The sequence below is a fragment of the Rhodococcus sp. Ni2 genome, from assembly GCF_021352185.1.
Classification (GTDB): domain Bacteria; phylum Actinomycetota; class Actinomycetes; order Mycobacteriales; family Mycobacteriaceae; genus Rhodococcus_F; species Rhodococcus_F qingshengii.
In genome coordinates this window covers 1642384-1660932 of sequence record NZ_WOXZ01000001.1, presented here as the reverse complement: position 1 = coordinate 1660932, position 18549 = coordinate 1642384, and the positions used below count along the sequence as shown (strand labels likewise).

19 protein-coding genes are annotated in these 18549 nt (G+C 61.4%); 8 read left to right on the top strand and 11 right to left on the bottom strand.

The window, feature by feature from the left end; genetic code table 11:
• Window positions 1–11: 11 nt before the first annotated feature.
• The 4 genes from GN300_RS08245 to lepB form a co-directional block, all read right to left on the bottom strand.
• A complete protein-coding gene (locus GN300_RS08245) occupies window positions 12–596 on the bottom strand; it encodes a TetR/AcrR family transcriptional regulator (protein WP_003943180.1) in 585 nt (194 codons plus the stop codon).
• Window positions 593–1642 (bottom strand): saccharopine dehydrogenase family protein, encoded by a 1050-nt coding sequence (locus GN300_RS08240; protein ID WP_054781013.1) that lies wholly within the window; start codon window positions 1640–1642, stop codon window positions 593–595. The genes GN300_RS08245 and GN300_RS08240 overlap by 4 nt, the downstream gene beginning before the upstream one ends.
• Before the next feature lie 55 nt (window positions 1643–1697).
• Window positions 1698–2051, bottom strand: coding sequence for a glyoxalase superfamily protein (locus GN300_RS08235; protein WP_003942961.1), 354 nt, complete (start codon window positions 2049–2051; stop codon window positions 1698–1700).
• A 106-nt stretch (window positions 2052–2157) separates the two neighbouring features.
• Window positions 2158–2901: a signal peptidase I gene (gene lepB / locus GN300_RS08230; protein WP_042446389.1), complete on the bottom strand. Its 744-nt coding sequence runs from the start codon at window positions 2899–2901 to the stop codon at window positions 2158–2160.
• A gap of 427 nt (window positions 2902–3328) precedes the next feature.
• Here lepB and GN300_RS08225 point away from each other — a divergent pair, with 427 nt between their 5' ends.
• Complete coding sequence (locus GN300_RS08225) at window positions 3329–4810, top strand: anion permease (protein WP_042446385.1); 1482 nt, start codon at window positions 3329–3331, stop codon at window positions 4808–4810.
• 3 nt (window positions 4811–4813) lie between these two features.
• Here GN300_RS08225 and GN300_RS08220 read toward each other — a convergent pair whose 3' ends face one another.
• Genes GN300_RS08220 through GN300_RS08210 form a run of 3 tightly spaced genes read right to left on the bottom strand, consistent with a single transcriptional unit; the run spans window position 4814 to window position 8262 of the window.
• Window positions 4814–5563 (bottom strand): succinate dehydrogenase/fumarate reductase iron-sulfur subunit, encoded by a 750-nt coding sequence (locus GN300_RS08220; RefSeq protein ID WP_042921559.1) that lies wholly within the window; start codon window positions 5561–5563, stop codon window positions 4814–4816.
• Entirely contained in the window at window positions 5560–7512 is a 1953-nt protein-coding gene (locus GN300_RS08215) for a fumarate reductase/succinate dehydrogenase flavoprotein subunit (RefSeq protein ID WP_007730764.1), read from the bottom strand. Before GN300_RS08215 ends, GN300_RS08220 begins: the two co-directional genes overlap by 4 nt.
• Complete coding sequence (locus GN300_RS08210; RefSeq protein WP_047269404.1) at window positions 7513–8262, bottom strand: succinate dehydrogenase cytochrome b subunit; 750 nt, start codon at window positions 8260–8262, stop codon at window positions 7513–7515. It abuts the gene before it with no gap.
• A gap of 156 nt (window positions 8263–8418) precedes the next feature.
• On the opposite strand from GN300_RS08210, the gene GN300_RS08205 reads away from it, so the two are divergent.
• Both GN300_RS08205 and GN300_RS08200 read left to right on the top strand, forming a co-directional pair.
• Window positions 8419–9747, top strand: a complete 1329-nt coding sequence (locus GN300_RS08205) for a lipase family protein (RefSeq protein WP_063315551.1) — start codon at window positions 8419–8421, stop codon at window positions 9745–9747.
• Window positions 9744–11000 carry a hypothetical protein gene (locus GN300_RS08200; RefSeq protein WP_063315552.1) on the top strand — a complete coding sequence of 419 codons (1257 nt, stop codon included), beginning with the start codon at window positions 9744–9746 and terminating at the stop codon, window positions 10998–11000. The genes GN300_RS08205 and GN300_RS08200 overlap by 4 nt, the downstream gene beginning before the upstream one ends.
• A gap of 52 nt (window positions 11001–11052) precedes the next feature.
• On the opposite strand, the gene GN300_RS08195 is transcribed toward GN300_RS08200, so the two are convergent.
• The gene (locus GN300_RS08195; RefSeq protein WP_003942962.1) at window positions 11053–12429 is read right to left on the bottom strand and encodes an MFS transporter; all 1377 of its coding nucleotides are present in this window, start codon (window positions 12427–12429) and stop codon (window positions 11053–11055) included.
• 52 nt (window positions 12430–12481) lie between these two features.
• Window positions 12482–13357, bottom strand: coding sequence for an SGNH/GDSL hydrolase family protein (locus tag GN300_RS08190; RefSeq protein ID WP_063315553.1), 876 nt, complete (start codon window positions 13355–13357; stop codon window positions 12482–12484).
• A gap of 136 nt (window positions 13358–13493) precedes the next feature.
• On the opposite strand from GN300_RS08190, the gene GN300_RS08185 reads away from it, so the two are divergent.
• From GN300_RS08185 to GN300_RS08175, 4 genes are read left to right on the top strand one after another with little or no spacing between them, the layout of a single operon-like run.
• Complete coding sequence (locus GN300_RS08185; protein WP_063316017.1) at window positions 13494–14777, top strand: CdaR family transcriptional regulator; 1284 nt, start codon at window positions 13494–13496, stop codon at window positions 14775–14777.
• 60 nt (window positions 14778–14837) lie between these two features.
• A complete protein-coding gene (locus tag GN300_RS29680) occupies window positions 14838–14960 on the top strand; it encodes a hypothetical protein (RefSeq protein ID WP_256520072.1) in 123 nt (40 codons plus the stop codon).
• Complete coding sequence (locus GN300_RS08180) at window positions 14957–15364, top strand: hypothetical protein (protein WP_156511707.1); 408 nt, start codon at window positions 14957–14959, stop codon at window positions 15362–15364. Before GN300_RS29680 ends, GN300_RS08180 begins: the two co-directional genes overlap by 4 nt.
• 55 nt (window positions 15365–15419) lie before the next feature.
• Window positions 15420–16148 carry a YdcF family protein gene (locus GN300_RS08175; protein WP_054781017.1) on the top strand — a complete coding sequence of 243 codons (729 nt, stop codon included), beginning with the start codon at window positions 15420–15422 and terminating at the stop codon, window positions 16146–16148.
• A gap of 2 nt (window positions 16149–16150) precedes the next feature.
• On the opposite strand, the gene GN300_RS08170 is transcribed toward GN300_RS08175, so the two are convergent.
• Complete coding sequence (locus GN300_RS08170) at window positions 16151–17059, bottom strand: AraC family transcriptional regulator (RefSeq protein WP_064113671.1); 909 nt, start codon at window positions 17057–17059, stop codon at window positions 16151–16153.
• A 174-nt stretch (window positions 17060–17233) separates the two neighbouring features.
• Between GN300_RS08170 and GN300_RS08165 the strand changes: the two genes are divergently transcribed.
• Window positions 17234–17926, top strand: a complete 693-nt coding sequence (locus GN300_RS08165) for an alpha/beta hydrolase (protein ID WP_007730784.1) — start codon at window positions 17234–17236, stop codon at window positions 17924–17926.
• Window positions 17927–17980: 54 nt separating this feature from the next.
• On the opposite strand, the gene GN300_RS08160 is transcribed toward GN300_RS08165, so the two are convergent.
• Window positions 17981–18412, bottom strand: coding sequence for a MarR family winged helix-turn-helix transcriptional regulator (locus tag GN300_RS08160; protein ID WP_003942924.1), 432 nt, complete (start codon window positions 18410–18412; stop codon window positions 17981–17983).
• Window positions 18413–18549 lie beyond the last annotated feature (137 nt).

Below are 18549 nucleotides of genomic sequence, written 5' to 3'. Positions count from 1 at the left end.
ATACGTCCGAGTCAGGACCCGTGAATCAGGTACTGCAGTGTGTCCACGAGCTTTCGGTCCGAAGCCTCGGACTTTCGGCCGGTGATTCCCGATCGGAGAATTGCGGAACCCTCGAGCAGGCTCACGATGGTCTGCGCTGTCGCGCCAAGTTCCGCCGCATCCAGCTCCGGTTGTGCACACGCGACTGCGCGCTCTACGTGTGCGATGTACTGGGCGTAGAAGTCTCGAAGCACGACCGCGACTTCTTGGTCCGCCGCTGCAATGGCCCATACTTCGACGTACAGACGCACCGTGGCCTGGTCGTCCTGTTCTCCGAGCAGGACTCCGATGAAGTGTTCGGATTCCTCGCGGGAGAGGCTCTGATCCGTATCGGGGACGACGGCAAGGCGATCCAGTGAGCGGGTCAATGCACGTGACATCACTGCGCGTATCAGATCTGCACGGGTGGGGTAGTAGTGCTGCAGATGTCCTACCCGCACTCCGGCCGCGGCTGCGAAATCGCGCATTGCCGAGTTGGCATTGCCCTGAGTAGTGAGGACCTGTTCTGCTGCGTCGAGAAGTGCTGCCGCACGGGCGGCGCCCTTGGAGAGGGTCATGGTCGCAATACTGCCACCCCGAAGCTCTCCAACTCGGAGACGGTGCGGCGAGGGTTCGGAAGCGATTCGGGGAAAGTGACTCCAGGCCGGGCATCGTCGGCCAAGGCTCGTCTGACGGCCAGCGCGCCGCCCACCGCGGTGAGGTGAGCCTGGCCCTGCCGGTCGACGATTGTCGCGCTTGTCGTGCCGCTCGGGCCCGTGACATCGATGCGTACTTGCGCGCTCCCGCCCTTGCCCGGCGAGTACAGGAGTCCGCGTCGTAGCGGTGTGAAGCGGTCGCCGCGACCCCAACGGAACAGACCCACCTTCTTGGCGGCGAGCAGCGCAGTTGTGGATGCATTCGAACTGAAACCTATTCGAGTGCTGGCAGTTTCGGCGCCCAGGGTCATGGGGAACGTGAATTGTTCCGGAGTGTCGATTCTTCCGACCTTGGTGCGCGATCCGGGGAAGTCGACCCAGCGTGTATCCGTCAACGGGCTGACGGTGATCGGGTTTCCTTGCTGAATCACCTCGAAATCCTGCCCGAGCCGATCGATGAAGTCGACGGAGTCGAGCCCGGCAATGTCGTTGACGTCGTAGCGAATCGAGACGTCGATCGTGCTCGCGCCACCCAGTTCCTCGGCCAGCGCTGCGGCGACGATATTGGTGACTCCGCCCATCCATCCGGACGACAGGTACACCGGTGCGCTCGGCGACTTCTGACCCGCCAGAGTGGCGGCGCGAGCGACGCGGGTTGTCCAGCGGGTGATGTCCACGTACGGAATGCCGGCCTCGACGGCGGCGGACAGGACACGATCGTGGGGATCGTTGACCGTCGAAACGACCGCGCGTACGGACGCGTCGAAGGGTGTCGGGTCGAGGAGGTCCCAGCGGCGGACGGAAGCGCCGTGACGGCCGGCCAGTTCGTCGCCTCGCTCGGGGGTGCGTCCGGTGAGGAGTAGTGGGAAGTCGGGGGCGAGCAACGCTGTCAGGGCGCTGCCCACGGTTCCGTATCCGCCGGCCACGAGGATCGGGCCGTCGGCTGAATACTGCAATGAATCGGTCATGCACCTAACTCTAGGTCAAATGACCTAAAACGTCGAATGGGGTTCTTTCCGCTGCTCAGTCCCGGTGTCGCACGATGTTGACGACGTTGCCATCGGGTGCCCGGACGAGGAATCGGCGAACACCCCACTCTTCGGTCGTTATGGGGTGCACGATTTCGTAGCCGAGCCTGCGGGCCTCTTCGTAGGCGCCGTCGACGTCGTCCGTGTGGACTGAGATGACCGAGTCCTCGGCTGCAGTGGCGTCGTGCGTGACGAGCTGTACGTTCGCGCCGGTGTCGGGAGAGGTGTAGCGAGCGACCCACCCCATGTTGAACTCTTCGGTGCTCAGGCCGAGAAAGTCGGAGTAGAAGCTCTTGGCGGTTCCGACATCGGCGACTTTGAGATTGGCGGTGATGCGTCGAGCGCGCATGTGGTTCTCCTACCCTCGGTAACAGATGCGCTCGATGATCGTCCGAAAGCGGAGCCATGTCGACTGTGCCGTCCGAAGATGCGGGCCGCCTGGTTGATTCGATCTGTCACTGCGGATCGAACGAGCTCACAGTTCCCCACCGTGAGAAGGGAAGGACGATCAATTGAACCTTGCCGATGACATTGTCGATCGGCACCGTTCCACTGTGTTCGTCATCGAGATGGAAACGTGAATCCTTCGAATGGGCGCGGTTGTCGCCCATCACCCACAGGTTCCCGTCGGGAACCGTGACCGGCCCGAAATACCTTCCTTGACAAGAGGTATCGTTGCCCGGAATGCGCTTGTCGATGTACGGCTCGGTCAGCGGCTTGCCGTTCACCCGAAGCCCCTCTTCCTCGGACAGACACTGTACGGTTTGGCCACCGACCGCGACTACCCGCTTCACGAGGTCGTTTTCGTCCGGCGGGACCAAGCCGACGATGGACCCGAGTCCCTGAAACGCGCGAACAATCGAATTGTCGGATCGAATGGATTTGTACTCGTCGTTCCAGGACTCGGGTCCCTTGAACACGACCACATCCCCAGGTTGCGGATCCCCGAATCGATAGCTGATTCTGTCGACGAGGATCTTGTCTCCCGTGCAGCCGGTGCATCCGTGAAGTGTCGGTTCCATGGACTCCGACGGGATCAGAAAGATGCGTCCGACGAAGTTCTGAATGACAACACTCAGGACAAGTGCGACGACAACGAGGATCAGAATCTCACGCCACAGTGGACGTTTCCTCGGGTGATCGGCCACTGCCGATTCAGTGGAGTCGGTCGAGTCCTCGTGGGCGTCGGATTCCGTCACACTCCCGACAATAGATGGCGCAACCAGTCGTCGGCCCGATACGAATCTTCTCGGTTCGTGGGTCTGTCTGTCGGCTGACATGCTTCGGAATTGGATCACATCACGCGCGAAGATCCGGTCGAGATCGGCAATCCGCGCAGTCCTGACCCAAACATCGTGCCGACGAATACCTTTCGCAGAAGCAGGTTGAACAACTCTCCGAGATTCAAGCGTGCAGCACGCCGGCGCCTCTGTTGATCGATTGGCACAATCTTTTGCGAGAGATGGGCATTCTCCCACTGAAGCGTCGGTGCGAGACAGCGCCTCGTAAGGACGACTGTACTTCCGGGCAATTTCTCTCGAACTTGGATTGACCGCACGAAAACCTGATGTTTGGGGGACAATCATCTGGGGCGATCACCTGGGGCGACAAGTCGAGGAGATGCAAATGTCCGAGGCCAAATCCGAAAGCACTGAGTCTTTTTCTGAGACGACACCGCCGGCGGAGCCGTCGAAACAATCAGTGCTCAGGCGGTACTACCCGGCTGCGGTGCCCGTCGTCCTCGGCCTGATCATCTATTTCATGCCTGTTCCGGACGGTGTGGATCCCAAGGGCATGCACATGCTCGGAATCTTCGTCGGCACCATCGTGGCGTTGATCTTGCAGCCGCTGCCGACGGGTTCTGTGGCGCTGGTAGGCCTATCGATCGCCATGATCACCCAGACCGAGACGCCGACGGAAGCGTTGTCCGGCTTCAGTAACACCACGATCTGGCTGATTGTCGCATCGTTCTTCATTGCCGAGGGCTTTCTGGTCACTGGACTCGGCAAACGGGTTGCGCTCATGTTCGTGACCAAACTCGGCAAGTCGAGTCTCGGATTGTCCTACGGAATGGCGTTGACGGACTTGATACTTGCTCCGGCGACGCCGTCGAACACCGCCCGTGCGGGTGGCGTCGTCTATCCGATCATCGTCTCGCTGAGCAAGTTGGAGGACTCCAATCCCGAGCCCGAGGACTCTCGCAAGAAGCTCGGAGCATATCTGCTGCTCACGTCGCTGCAAGTCAACGTCGTGACCTCCGCGATGTTCATCACCGCCATGGCGGGTAACCCTGTGGCCGTCGATGCGGCTGCCAAGATCGGCATCGACATCTCGTGGGGCAAATGGGCGCTGGCAGCATCGGTTCCGGGAATTGCGAGTCTGATCGCGATCCCGTGGGTGATGTCGAAGATCTTCCCGCCCACGATGTTGAAGACTCCGAAAGCACCCGAGCAAGCCAGGGAGGAACTGCGCAAGGCAGGTCCGATCAGCCGCAACGAGAAGATCATGGCCGCCACCTTCGTTCTGCTGCTGGTGCTCTGGTGCCTGGGCTCGCAGCTCAACGTCAATGCCACTACAACAGCATTCGTCGGAATCGGCATCCTGTTGGTGACCAAGGTGCTGACGTGGAACAACCTGGTCCACGACACCGGGGCGTGGCAGACGCTCGTGTTCTTTGCCGTTCTGGTCGGTATGGCAAGCCATCTCGAAGAACTCGGCGTGATCTCGTGGATCGGAACCCAGGTCTCCTCGAGCGTCGACGGTTTGCCGTGGATCTGGGCTTTTGCGATCCTGACCTTGGTGTACTTCTACGCGCACTATCTGTTTGCGTCGAACACCGCGCAGATCGTCGCCATGTACGCGGTGTTTCTCGGCGCGGCGGTGGCAACCGGTGCGCCGCCGCTGTTCTCGGCCCTGGTATTCGGCTTCATCGGCAGCCTGTTCGGCGGTATCTCGCACTACGCGTCCGGTCCGGCCGGAGTGATCTACGGTTCCGGATACATCAAGACCTCGGAGTGGTTCCGAATCGGTTTCGTGATGAGCGTCGTGATCATCCTGATCTGGACGATCATCGGCGGCGCGTGGATGAAGCTGATCGGCGCCTGGTGACGATCAGTTGTCCTTGCGCCGCAATCCGAATCGCATCGATTCCTTGTTGACAGCGGCAATCGCGGTCAGCGGTATCTCCGCGGGACACACCTGCGCACATTCACCGTAGGTCGAGCACGGCCCGAAATCGGCCTCCATCTGGTGCGACATCGCTCGGGCCCGCTTGCCACGTTCGTTGCGGCCCTGCGTGACGAGAGACAGGTGGGTCAGTTTGGACCCGGTGAAGAGGTGCGCGGCACCGTTCGGGCAGGCTGCCACGCAAGCGCCACAGCCGATGCACGCGGCGAAGTCCAGTGCAGCTTCGGCACTTTGATGCGAGAGCGGCTGACTGTCTGCGTCCGGCGCGGTTCCTGCATTGACCGAAACGTATCCACCGGCTTCGAGCACCCGGTCGAGCGCAGAGCGATCGACGACGAGGTCTCGGACCACGGGAAAGGCCGCGGAGCGGAACGGCTCCAGTTTGATTCGGTCACCGTCGGAGAAGCTGCGCAGGTGCTGACGGCACGTGGGAGTGTTCGCAACCGGCCCATGGGGAACGTCGTCGACGGTGATGCCACAGGACCCGCAGATCCCTTCTCGGCAGTCGGAATCGAAGGCGATGGGTTCGTTGCCGCTCTCCACGAGTTGGTCGTTGAGTCGGTCGAGGAGCTCCAGCAGCGACATCTCCACCGTCGCGTCGTCTATTTGGTAGGTGTCGAATGCGCCGGACGACTCAGGTCCGGATTGGCGCCACACGTCCACGGTGATTTTCATACGTAGTTCCTCGTCTGCAGTGGAACAGCGGTGAAGGACAACGGCTCGTCGTGTCGAACGTGTCTGCCGTCCTGGGCGGTTTCCCACGCGGAGACGAAGCACCAGTCCTGATCGTTTCGCTGCGCTTCGCCGTCGGGAGTCTGATGTTCGGCACGAAAGTGCGCTCCACAGGACTCGTCACGATCGAGAGCATCGACGCACATCAGTTCGGCGAGCTCGAGGAAATCGGCTACCCTGCCGGCCCTTTCCAACTCCTGGTTGAACTGGTTTCCGCTGCCGGCAACTCGCAGGTTCGACCAGAAATCGGTTCGCAGTGCGCGGATTTCGGCGATCGCCTTGGTCAAGCCCTCGGCCGTTCGGGTGACACCGCAACCCGCATAGAGGATCTCGCCCAGTTGTCGATGGAACCTGTCGGGGCCGTGTGTTCCGCCGACCGAGAGCAGCAGGTCCACCCGACCCCTCACGTCAGTGAGCGTCGACGTCACAGCGGGATCGGACAGTTCGAGTGGAGTGGATCCGAGTAGCGGTGCAAGATAATTCGGAATCGCGTATGGGAGGGTGAACCAGCCGTCGACGCATGCCGAGAGCAACGAATTGGCGCCGAGGCGGTTGGCCCCGTGGTATCCCCAGCCTGCCTCACCACCGACGAACAAGCCGGGGATGGAGGTCATCTGGTCGTAGTCGTTCCACAGTCCTCCCATGGTGAAGTGGGCTCCGGGGGCGATGCGCATCGGCACCGTATAGGGGTCTTCGCTGGTGGCGTCGCGATACATCGAGAACAGATTTCCGTATCGCTCCTCGATGGTCTTGCGGCCGAGCCGTGCCAACGCATCGCGGAAATCCAGGTACACACTGTTTTTCAGAGGGCCGACGCCGTGACCGGAGTCGATTTGCTCGCGGGCGGCCCGTGAAGAGACGTCGCGGGGAGAGAGGTTCCCGAACGCAGGATATTTGCGCTCGAGGTAGTAGTCGCGTTCGTTTTCGGGAATGTCGCCGGGCTCACGATCGTCTCCGGGCTTGGCCGGTACCCAGATCCGGCCGTCGTTGCGCAGGGATTCGCTCATCAGAATGGTTTTCGACTGCCACTCGGAGTTGACGGGAAGCGCCGTCGGATGGAATTGGATGAACGAGGGTGAAGCCATCAACGCACCGCGTCGGTGCGCTCGCCACGCGGCCGTGGCGTTGGAATTCTTCGCAAGTGTGGACTTGTGGAATACGGTTCCGTAGCCGCCGGATGCCAGTACGACGGCATGGCCTGTGGTGGCGCCGATCTCACCGGTCACGAGATCGCGTGTGACTATCCCTTGTGCTCGCCCGTCCGAAACGATGAGATCGAGCATCTCGGTTCGGGTGTGTAGGTTGACCGTTCCGGCTGCGATCTGACGTTGCAGTGCCTGCGACGACGCTATCTGCAACTGCTGGCCTGTCTGCCCGCGCGTGTAGTACGTGCGCGACACCTGAACGCCGCCGAAGGATCGGGTGGCCAGAGTGCCGCCGTACTCGCGAGCAAACGGTGCCCCGATGGCATTCATGTGATCGATGACGCGTACGGATTCTTCGGCGAGACGGAAACAGTCGGCCTCACGGCCCCGGAAATCACCGCCCTTGACGGTGTCCTTCACGAAGCGGGCGAGACTGTCGTTGTCCACTTTTCGAGCGCGAGCAGCGTTGATGCCTCCTTGCGCGGCGACACTGTGTGCACGGCGGGGTGCATCGTGGAAGGTGAAGGACTCGACGTGGTAGCCCAGTTCACCGAGGGAGGCGGCGCAGGCCGCGCCGGCGAGGCCGGTACCGACGACGATGACCGTGAACTTGCGCCGGTTGAGTGGGCTGACGAGCTTGTAGTCGAGTTTGCGAGTGGGCCAGGCCGTCGCCGGATCGCCGGCCGGGACCTTACCGTCCACCGGTGTCCCGATGCTGCGCAGATCGTCGAGTTCGAAGCTGTTCACTTATGACGCTCCTGTCTTCGAGATGGCGCCGGTCATGACCGCGATGGGGATCGACATGTTTCCGACCATCACGACGAGCGCAAAGATTCCGGAGAGTGCAACGCCAATCTGGCGCAGTCGTTGGCCGGTCACGCCGAGATCGTTGACCGCGCTCCAGAGTCCGTGCGCGAGGTGCATTGCCAGCAGAGCCATCGCGACGATGTAGAACGCTGCCACCAGCGGACGCTCGAAGCTGGCAATCAGATTGTCGTATGCGTAACTCTGTGTGCGCGTGGCCGCTTCGTACTCGCTGCTGCCGATGGGTCGGGTTCCGGTCGTGAGGTCGAGTATGTGGAAAATGACGAACAGCAGCAGCACAGCTCCGGTGACGGGCATCGTGCGCGCTGTAAAGGACTTGATTCCCAGACCTTTACGTCGAAATTTTCCTCGAGCTCGGCGTCCGCGGACGGTGAGCAGCCAGGCACACCAGACGTGTGCGACCAATGACGCGAGCAAGACGATGCGAAGAATCCACAGAAGTCCCTCGTAGGGCAGGAAGGGTTCGAACACCGTTCGTAGCCAGTGTGCGTAGTCGTCGAAGTGATCGGCACCGGTGTAGACCTTCAGGTTTCCGATCATGTGGACGAGAACGAAAGCGGCGAAGATCAGTCCTGTCACGGCCATCAGAATCTTGCACGTGATGTTGGACGGCCGCGGTCGAGCTTGGAGTGAATCGCCGGTAGCTCGCGATACACGGGTCGGAGCACTCACAGACAAACCTCCCACGCCAGACTTGCCGGACAGGTGCCGTCAGCCTAAGCCCGATCGGGGTTTTCGGCCAACGGATGGGTGCCCGACTTGTCTGTTAATGCAGGTGAATGGGAGTGTAGGGGTGCTCATTACCCGAAAGTAAGGAACTCGTGAACGATGTTTGACTCGACGTGGCGACGGTGGTCATGGCGCGCCGGAACGGCATCGGCCCTGGCAGTGGCCTTGTTTGCGGTGGGGTCGCCGGCTGGTGCGCAGGAGACCGTCGACCTGGCCGACGTGTTCAATCCGTTGGTCGTGAAGGCACTCCAAGGCGCTGACATTTCCACCGAATTGACTCCACTCGGGCTCTCGTCCGATGATCCGTGGTTCGACGAACCCGAAATCGAGCCGGGTACCGCCCCCGGCACACTTCTCAAAGCGCGTCCGGTCAGCGTGCAGGTCTACCAGGTCCGCCCCGACGTGGTCTCGGCTCACCAACTCATGTACACCACCACTGATCACTTCGGTCGGCAGGTGATCAGCACCGGAATTCTGATGATTCCCGAGGACGGAACTGCGCCAGGTGATCGCAAGATCATCGGATACGCCGAGGCGAACGACAGCCTCGGCGCGAACTGCGCACCAAGTCACCAGTGGACCGGCGGCAATCAGAGCGACCCGGCGATGTTCTCGGCGCTCGGCCCGGTGGCTCAGATGTTCGGCCACGGCTGGGCAGTGATGATGAGCGACGTCGGCAACGACGGCGACACTGCTCCCCATCCGTTCTCGATCGGACAGTTCTCAGGGAAGGCAACGCTCGACGGCGTTCGGGCAGCACTCGCGCTTCCGGAAGGTGGCCTCGAATCAGACACCCCTGTCGGCATCTACGGTGTCGCCGGAGGCGGTGTCGCAGCGGGCTTTGCCGCGGAACAGGCCCATGAATATGCGCCGGAACTGAACGTCGAGGCCAGTGCCATTCAGGCGATGATGATCGACCCGGCAACGTTCGAGGAAACAGCGGCCGGTGGGATCGGTTCCGGATTCGTCTTCTCGAGCATTCTCGGATTCGACGCGGGCTACCCCGACGTTCGGCTCGACGACCATCTGACTCCGATCGGTCACAACGTCGCCGCAGCCTTCCGCGCGTCCTGCCAGGCGCTCTACCTCGGACTCCCATTCGTTCCGTTCGACGTCCTACTCACCAACCCTTCGCCCCGAACGATCCCTGCGCTGGCCGCGGCGTACGCGGACAACACGTTGGGAAAGCAGGCGCCGGCTTCCAAGCTTCTGATTTCTTCCTGTGAGGACGACTTTCTCGTTCCCTTCAGTGAGGCAGAGCAATTGGCGCAGACATATCGAGCAGACGGCGGCAACGTGGACCTGCTCCCGTCGCAGTGCGGGCCGCTCGATTACGTGACCAACCTGTACAAGACGGTGACCGATCAGCTGGGTATGCAGGACATCGCCTGGCTGGCAAAGACGTTCGACGAAGCCGAGGGACGATGAGCTTGCGGAAGTCTCTGACGCGCAGGGATTTTGCGCGCACGGTTCTCGTTGCTTCGGCAGGTATCGGCGGTGCCGTCGTACTGGGAGGCAGGGCGTCCGCGGGTACTGGTGAGCTCGACAGGTACCTCGACCTGGAAGCAGTGAACGCAAACGCCGAAGCCACGGGCGGCCTGCATCCTTCTCTGCCATCGGATTCCGCGACGCTGCGGTCTTTGGTGGATACCGCCCGAGCCTCGGGAGTGGATCCGCATCGCTATCAGACACTGCTCAAGCAGTACTGGCTCGCGGTCGGGACGGAGTCGGCAGGTATCGATCTCGCTTCGTGGACTCCGTTCGACGGTGTGCACGCGAATCTCGGAAACCTCACCAACACTTTCCAGTTCTACGAGCGACTCCAGCTCGAGCATCGAGAGCTGCAGTGGGCAGGTATGGGAGGAATGGTCGGGCCCGCTTTCGCCGGTGGACTCCTCGACTTGGACTACGGGCGGGTTGTGCTGGAAGTCCAAGCGATCAGCGAGGCGATGGCACTGGTCTGGCGAGAGATCGACCGCATCGGGTCGCCGGTTGCATCGTCGATGGGAGCACCCGAGGACATTGCGGCACTTCTCGAGGTCGGCCACGAGATTCGCCCCGAGGACGTGATGTGGTTCCAGGGGAAAGTGATTGCGATGAGCAAACACATCTACTCGGACCTGATTCCCATGCACATGGCGTGGGTTCACGACGGTGTCGACGGCATCGCCGAACTCGATCGCGCAGGGTTGCTCGACGAGAACGCCCGTATCGCGTGGAACAACATTGCTTCGGGGACACCGGAATCGGTCTTCGACGGCAATGTGCGTCTGCTGCGAAGGGAGCAGTACCAGTCGGTGGGTGATCAGTGGGACGAGGCGAAGGCCTACCGCGGCAGCGTTGGTCGCTCGTTGACTTACCTGACCACCTTCGCCGCATCACCGTCGATGCCTGGCGTCGTGCCGCCACGCGAGTCGAACCCGCTCTCGTTCGCGGTGGGCAATGCTGTTGTGCAAACGCCGCTTCCGGACTTCAACTGGGCGGACCGGGATGGTCGTTGGACCTACATCAACGATCAGTTGCTCCCGGTCTACAACAACCTGATGAAGAATCAACCGGAACTGTGGCGAGCGACGCTGGCCGCGCCCGTCTCCGTTCGGATAACCGAGCAGCGAATGATCGCTCGCTTGCCGGACATGTTGCGGTCCATGTTGTCGACTCTGGCGATTACGGTCAACTGAACTCGGCGGTGGCGGGGCCTCAGGGTCCCGCCACCGCCCGTGAACTTGTCGGTCAGGCCTGGCTCAGCTCCGCTTGCATGCGCGCGGAGTCCTTGCCTACAGTGCGGGTAGCCAGGTAGATGAATACCGCGGTGAGTGCCAACATGATCGGCACGAGATACATGGCCGAGTTCAACCCGTCGCCGGCGTACTGAGCCAACTTCCCGGTACCGGCATCTGCAAGCGCACGCTTGGCGAACCAGTCCGAGATCGCTCCAACGGCAACCGGTCCGGAGAATCCGCCGAGAAGGTACATGGCAGCGAAGAACAGCGCAGTCGCAGTGCCGCGGAGCCTGGGAACCACGACGTCGTGAATGGCAGGGTAGACGCTGATGTAGAAGCCGTAGGCCAGAAGCCACCCGGCCGAGAACAAGAGCGTGAACATCACGACGTTTCCGCCGTGTTGCAACAGTGCCAGCGCCGTCAAAGGTGCCGCCAATGCCGAGGTTCCGACACCGATCATCAACCGTGCGCGCGGTGAGCGTGCGCTGGCCTTGTCAGCGTAGCGAGCGCCGAGAAGCAATCCGATCAGGCCCGTGATTCCGACGATGATGCCCGTGACCGATGCCGCCGCAGTCAGCTTCAGGTGGTACTGGCGCATGAGCAGTGGGACGACAAACGAATTCACTGCGTAGGCGGCGAAGTTGAACGTCAGCCCGGCAAGGATGAGCCAACGAAGCGTGGGAATTGCGAGCAGACGACGGATCGGGCGGGTGATCGGTGCCTGTGAAACAGCGGCTGCGCGGGCCTCCGGACTTTCGGAACCACCACGAACCGGATCTGCCATGCGGTAGAGCACGACTGCCAGCAGGACACCGGGAATCGCCGCGAGGAAGAACGGTGCACGCCAGCTGTCGAATGCCTCGGCGATCTTGCCGACGGTGAAGTAGGCGAGCATGAGGCCAATCGGCAAACCGAGCATGAAGACACCAAGTGCGCGTGAGCGTCGTTCTGCCGGGTAGATATCGCCGATCATCGAGTTTGCTGCGGGTGTGAAGGTCGCTTCGCCCACACCGACGCCGAGGCGCGCGAGGATGAACAGCACGTAGCTGCCGGCGGCACCGGTTGCTGCCGTCAGTCCGCTCCACACCAGGAGTCCGATCCCGATGATCTTGGGACGGTTCTTCGTGTCGGCCAACCGGCCCAGAGGCAGTCCTGCGACTGCGTAGACGAGGGTGAATGCAGAGGTGATCAATCCCAATTGCAAGTCACTGAGCGAAAACTCGTTCTTGATCGGCTCGGCAACGACCGAGGGGATCGCCCGGTCGAAGAAGTTGAGCATGTTCGCGAGAAACAGGGCGACGAGTGTGCCGCCGAGAAGTTTGTCACGTGTTCCGACAGGGGCGCCGTCGACGGACGGCAGCGGCGGAGCGTCTCGTTGAATTGACATGATTGTTCCACCCTTTTCGCGAGTGCTGAATGAATTGTGCTGGGGGAGAAGCTCAGGACAGAGCGTCGGCGACCGTTTTGCCGATCGCCTGCATCCCGGCCGCAGTGGGATGCAGTGGAACCGCCGGCTGGGTAGGGACGATTCCCGTGTAGTAAGCAGTGGCGGGGTCCGTGCAGATGTCATGCCCGGCAGTGGTTTCGGTGATGTCGATGTACTCGACGCCGTGACGGGCCGCAGTTGCTGCCATGACCGTGTTGCCGTAGTCGATCACACTCTGGAGATAGTCGGCGTCGCGCGGCCAGAACGGCTGAGTGCCGGGGCAGCCGCCACCACGGATGTATGTTCCGTATCCGACCACGACGATGCGCGCCGACGGTGCTCGATCCTGCGCGACTTCGATCATGGAACTCCAACCTGTGGACGCATTTTCGATCATTTGTCGCTGTTGATCGACGCCACCGGAGGTGAACTTGTCACGGCAGGACGTTCCGGTGGGTTCGGGGAGTGGGTTGACGCAGCTCAGAACTGTCGGGAACAACGAGATGTCGTTGGCACCGATGGTGATGGTGACGAGGTCGGTATCAGGCCCCAATGCTGTTGCCTGCGGTGATACTTGACCGGAGAACGTCGATTGTGCGGTCTCCGTGATGTTGGCGGATCGCGCCGACGAGCAGGTCATATCCGTCAGTTGAGCGCCGAGTTCTCGCGCCACCACGGACGGGTAGTTGTCGAGTGATCGTAGACAGCCCGGTGACGACGAGTCCTGCGCGGTGACCAGTGGGCCGGCCGCCGCGGAATCGCCGAGCGCGACGTACTGGATAGTGCTGACCGGTGTCTCGGCACTCGACACACCGGTCCCGAGAGCCGCGATCGAACCGGCAGCCACGACGCCTGCCAGAATGGCTGCGCTGCGCGTTTTCCACGTCACTCGAGGCTCCTCTTGGTCGAAGGTGGGACTTCCAGTTACGCCGCTGATTGTGAATTCGTGAGTGGCGTGGGTTACATAGTGATAGGAAAAAGGCAGGTCGGCCTTGTGGTGGCAATTCAATTCTGTGGAGGGTTTTGTGTCAGGAAACAAAGATCTGCCGTTCGAGCCGATCCTGGTTGGTGGCAGATCTCTGGCCGACCGACTGGCGCAACGCACCCATCCACTGGTCATTGAGACAGTCGATCTGGTCCACCGCGACGTCACCTTCTACCGGTTGCTCCCTGACGAGGCATTGCGTAACGACGTCACCACCATCGTGAGGCGCAATCTGGAACTGTTCATTTCGATGCTGCGGACCGGCGCCGATCTGGCGCCCGAGTTGCTCGCCGACATCAGCGAATCGGCTCGCCAACGGGCTCAGGAATTGGTTCCGCTCGGTGAGGTGCTGCGGGCATATCACTTGGCAGCCGGGCTGTGGTGGGAGACCATCAGCGAATGGGCGGTCCCGGAAGACGCTGTCGCACTTGCCCGCACCGGACGACTCTTGAATGCATACACCGCGGCTTCCGCGTCGGCGGTTCTTGCCGGCTACGGTTCCGACCATGTCACCCAGACGGACGAGGATTCTGCGCGAAGGTCATTGTTCGTAGCACTTTCGACGGGTGTCGATGTTGATCGGGTCTCCGACGATGTGGGCATCAGGTTGGCGCGCCTGTACTGGGTGGTGGCGCTGCACGTCGAACGGAATGACGACGAGTCCTCGACCGAGGTGGACACTGCCGTCGCCGAGCGGAGAAAGGTGCGCCACCTGCAACGAGAGCTTGATCAGGTGGGGCGTGACAAAGCGCTCGGGGTGCTCGGGAGCAGTGGCGGAGCCGTACTGATTCCTATTGTGGAATCGGAACCCGCTGAGGGGAACTGGGCGTCGAGTCCGCAGTATCTTTCATTGTGTCGACGATTGGGTGATCTCGAGAAGGTCATCGGTGCATCGACGGTTGCCGCCGTACATGTCGCGGCACCGCCGGCAATTCCCGCAGCGGTGTCGCAGGCGCGCGAGGTGCTGAACGTTGCCCGAAAGTACGGCCGTACAAGTGGGGTCGTGCGTCTCGAGGATCTTGCAGTCGAGTATCAACTGACCCGCCCGAGCGCTGCGCTGCCGATCCTCGCAGATGTGTTGTCGCGGTTGGAGTCCGATCCTGCCGTGCTCGAGACGCTCGAATCTTTCATCGACTCCGGATTCGATCGAGCTACCACCGCTCGGCAGTTGCACGTACACCCGAACACGGTCGTGTACCGCCTGCGTAAAGCGAGTTCCCTGACGGGACTTGACCTGTCGTCACCGAAAGATCTTGTACAGGTCACCATGGCGCTGGGAGCGCGTCGCGCGCTCGGAATGGAGGCGGACTCTTCCCAAACGTGATGCGTCTGTGGTTCTCTGTGAACGTGTCTGATTCTCGGATTGGCAATGCGGCCGGGAGACATGGCCAGACTGGGTCAGCTGATGGTGCAACGAGGCGCGTGGCGTGATCAGACGTTGATCGACTCCGCCTACCTCGACGAGTTGTCCGCGCCCTCTCCGTCCAATGGGGGTACGGCTTCTTGACCTGGGTGAACGCGGGCGAGGACTTCTACTCCGTGAATGCGCCGGTGAGCAAGTATGTTTCGCATCCGGTGTGGCAGAACGCGCCTCGGGATCTCTATCTCCAGGAGTTCTTGCGGCTTGTCGTCGCTTCGATCGTGGACGTTTCACCGCCGCCGTACGTCGGGCCTCCCGTGCATGGGTCGGGTGGTCCGCTCATCGACGATCCGTCACAGCTCGTCGGCTTCGCGAACCCCGAATTGATCTTCGACACGATGGTCGGGACGGGGCGAGCAGGAACACCCGGATGCAACATCGTGATCTGCAACAACGAATTGTTGCCGTTCAGTGTCGCCGACCTGCTCGGGGATGCTGCAGCTCAGATCGGTAACGCGGCAGGCGCGTCGATTCGAGATGCTGGTAGATGACGGTTTCGAACCCGAATTGTTGCCCAATATTTATGTTTAATCTGTGTGACGGTCAGTGAACAGTAAATTTGAGTCAAATGATGCAATCGCGACGAAATGTTCGTTACCGTGGGCTGGACAATCGACAATCTGGGGGTTCGGCTATATGGCAAATGTTCGTAGGTCTCTGACGAAGGGATTGATTGCTGCTTCGGTAATCGCCGCAGCCGGAGTGGGATTGACGCCGGCGACAGCGAGTGCCGACATCACTCCGACGACGGTCGTCAACGGCATCCTGTCGACGGTGGGCGGCTGCCAAACACCGGTGCGGTCTCTCATTCTCGCGTGCACGAGTGCTGAGACGCTGACACGCCAGTCGCCCGTGCTGCTCGACCTCAACCCCGTGGGCACGAACATCGTCGTCTTGGGTGCCGGCCTCTTCGACGACGGCACGATGCGTCCGATGTTGGTCGACCGGCTTCAGGCGGCGCTCCAGCTGGCCCGTCAGTACCCGCAGTCTCCGATCATCACAAGCGGTGGGGCTCCGAAGGCCGGAGTAACGGAAGCCAGGGCGATGCGCGAATGGCTCGTTGCCAACGGCGTCAACCCGGGCCGGATCACCGAAGAGGGAACTTCGTGGTCGACGGTCGAGAATGCGATCAACTCTGCGCGGATTCTCGCCGATCGAGGCGCGACCGGCGTGGTTGTGGTCTCGAGCGCCAATCACGTGGAGCGCGCGATGGTGGACTTCCGCGTTGCAGTTCTCGGCCGGATCCCGGTCGCAGGCGTAATCGCTGCGACCTGACGTCAGTGATTGTGGGAGTTGGACTTTCGCCAGTTCAACGGCGAGGCGTCGAATCGTCGACGGAAGGCGCGGCTGAACGCGGCATCGGATTCGTAGCCGACAGTTATCGCAATGGTTCCGACCGGCTCGGTGGTTTGCACGAGTAGTTCGGCGGCACGGTCGAGTCGGCGCTCGGTGATGTAAGCGCCGGGCGTCTGGCCGACCAGTCGCGAGAAGCGCTCCGCAAAAGACGATCTCGACAGGGTGGACAGCGTCGCCAGTTCGTCGATGGTCCAGTTGCGTGACGGGTCGTTGTGGACGGCCTCGAGGGCCTGCCCGATTCGTGGATCCATTGCTGCGGTCAACCATCCGCCGTTCGATCCGTCCGCTCGAGCCCACGCTCTGAGGATCTGGACGAAGAGAAGGTCGAGAATCCGGGAAACCATCACGGAGGAACCAGGTTTCGGATCGTCCACCTCGGCGCCCAACAGTCGGCTGCTCACATCGAGCCACTCGACCGGGGTCCCTTGTGTCGCGCGCAGTTCGACGAAGTCCGGCAGAACGGACAGCAGTCGCTGCGCTGCGACGTCGTCGAGTGTGAAAGTACCGAAAAGCCAACATGTTTCGTTTTTCGGGGGCATCGGCATCGCATTCTCGATCGTATGAGCATGCCCATGGGGTAGCAGTACGAGTTCCCCGGGGCCGAGTTCGATCGGGGCTTTGCCCTGCGTTCTGATCACGATGTCACCGTGCTCGGCAATGTGAAGTGCTCGCACCCCCGTGGGTACCTCCACGGTGAAGTTCTCGCCGTGGACGCAGCGATGAATCTGATCACCGCGAAGGTGGACGACTTCGAGAACGTGCGAGAGGGTGTCCCGGGTTCGAGTCTCGTCGGTGGTGGGTACGTACCGCTGTGATGATGTTGTCCTCATGGATCGATCACTCCGATGTCTCGAGCATTCGGCGTTTCTGCACAAAAACTTGGCAATCTGGTCATGGTTATTGATCCAGGATCCCCTTAACGTGGGTAACAGGCAAGGCCTGGGTTTCGAAGGCTTGCCGATCGTCGGAGTATTCGTCGCACTGCGTATCTGGAGGAGTTGGTCATGACAGAGAAGGTAAACATCGTTCTGGTGCATGGAGCCTGGGGAGACGGTTCTCATTGGCGTCACGTCATACCCACCCTGCACAACGCCGGGCATCGAGTGGTTGCGGTCCAGAATCCACTTACTTCGCTCGCCGACGACGTGGACCGGACCAGGAAGTTGGCCGAATCGATGGACGGCCCGACCCTGCTGGTCGGACACTCGTACGGCGGCGCGGTGATCACAGGCGCGGGTCATGCGGAAAACGTTGTGGGACTGGTATATATCGCTGCCTTCGCGCCGGACGAGGGTGACAGCCTGGGAAGTATCTTCGCCCGCACGGATCAGCCGGCGGGCGCGGCGAACATCGCGCCGGACGCCGAGGGCTTCTTGTGGATCGCCCCGGACAAGTTTCAGGAGAGTTTCAGTCAGGATCTCGACGACACGGAAGCATTGGTCATGGCGCTGACGCAGAAACCCATTGCGGGTCAGTGCTTCTCGGACCCGTCAGGGCCGCCGGCATGGCGTGGGAAGCCCAGTTGGTATCAGGTTTCAGGGCAGGACCGAATGATTCCGCCGGAAACCGAGCGATGGATGGCAGAGCGTATCGGTGCCCGCGAGATCGAGGAACTCGACGCAGGCCATGCATCCTTGGCGTCCCACCCGCACGAGGTCACCCAGTTGATCCTGCGTGCTGCTGCAGAATTGTCGTGACGGCGTAAATCGTCCGGCTGTTCGAGTGGGCTGCCCATCACGACTAATTTGTCGTCAGTCCTCGGAACTGCCCAGTCGGTGAAGCAGCGCTGTCAGCGTGGTGATGTCGTCCGTATCCCATTTCGCGAGTCGAGCGCGCCAGCGATCTATCTGGTGATTGCGGATGGTCGTGAGCTTCGTTCGCGCCTCAGGGGTCAGAGCTACCAACTTGGCGCGAGCGTCGTCGGGATCGGGGATTCGTTCCACCAGGCCGAGTCGAGCTGCGGCGTCGATTTGCCTGGTCAAGGTGGACTTCTCGATATCGAGGGTGCAGATCAGGTCGGACATCCGCACCGCATCCGAACGGTTCAGGATGACCAGAACCGGGTAGAGCGCCGGATCGAGTTTGGGATGAATTGCGCGCGCATAGGTGCGCGCCTGGGCGCGTCCTCGTTGCCACATGTCGGCAAGTTCCATCTCCAGGCCCGTGATCGGATCTGAAACCACTGTCGTTTCCCCTTTGGTGCGATTCGTTCGGTGTTCATCAAACCAGAAGGGGGGCCGAAGTGATTTGGGTGAAGTCACGCTGAGCGAAAGGTACGTTCGGCGTACTGAAGGCGCCGGGCGTACCTTTCGCTCGCAAA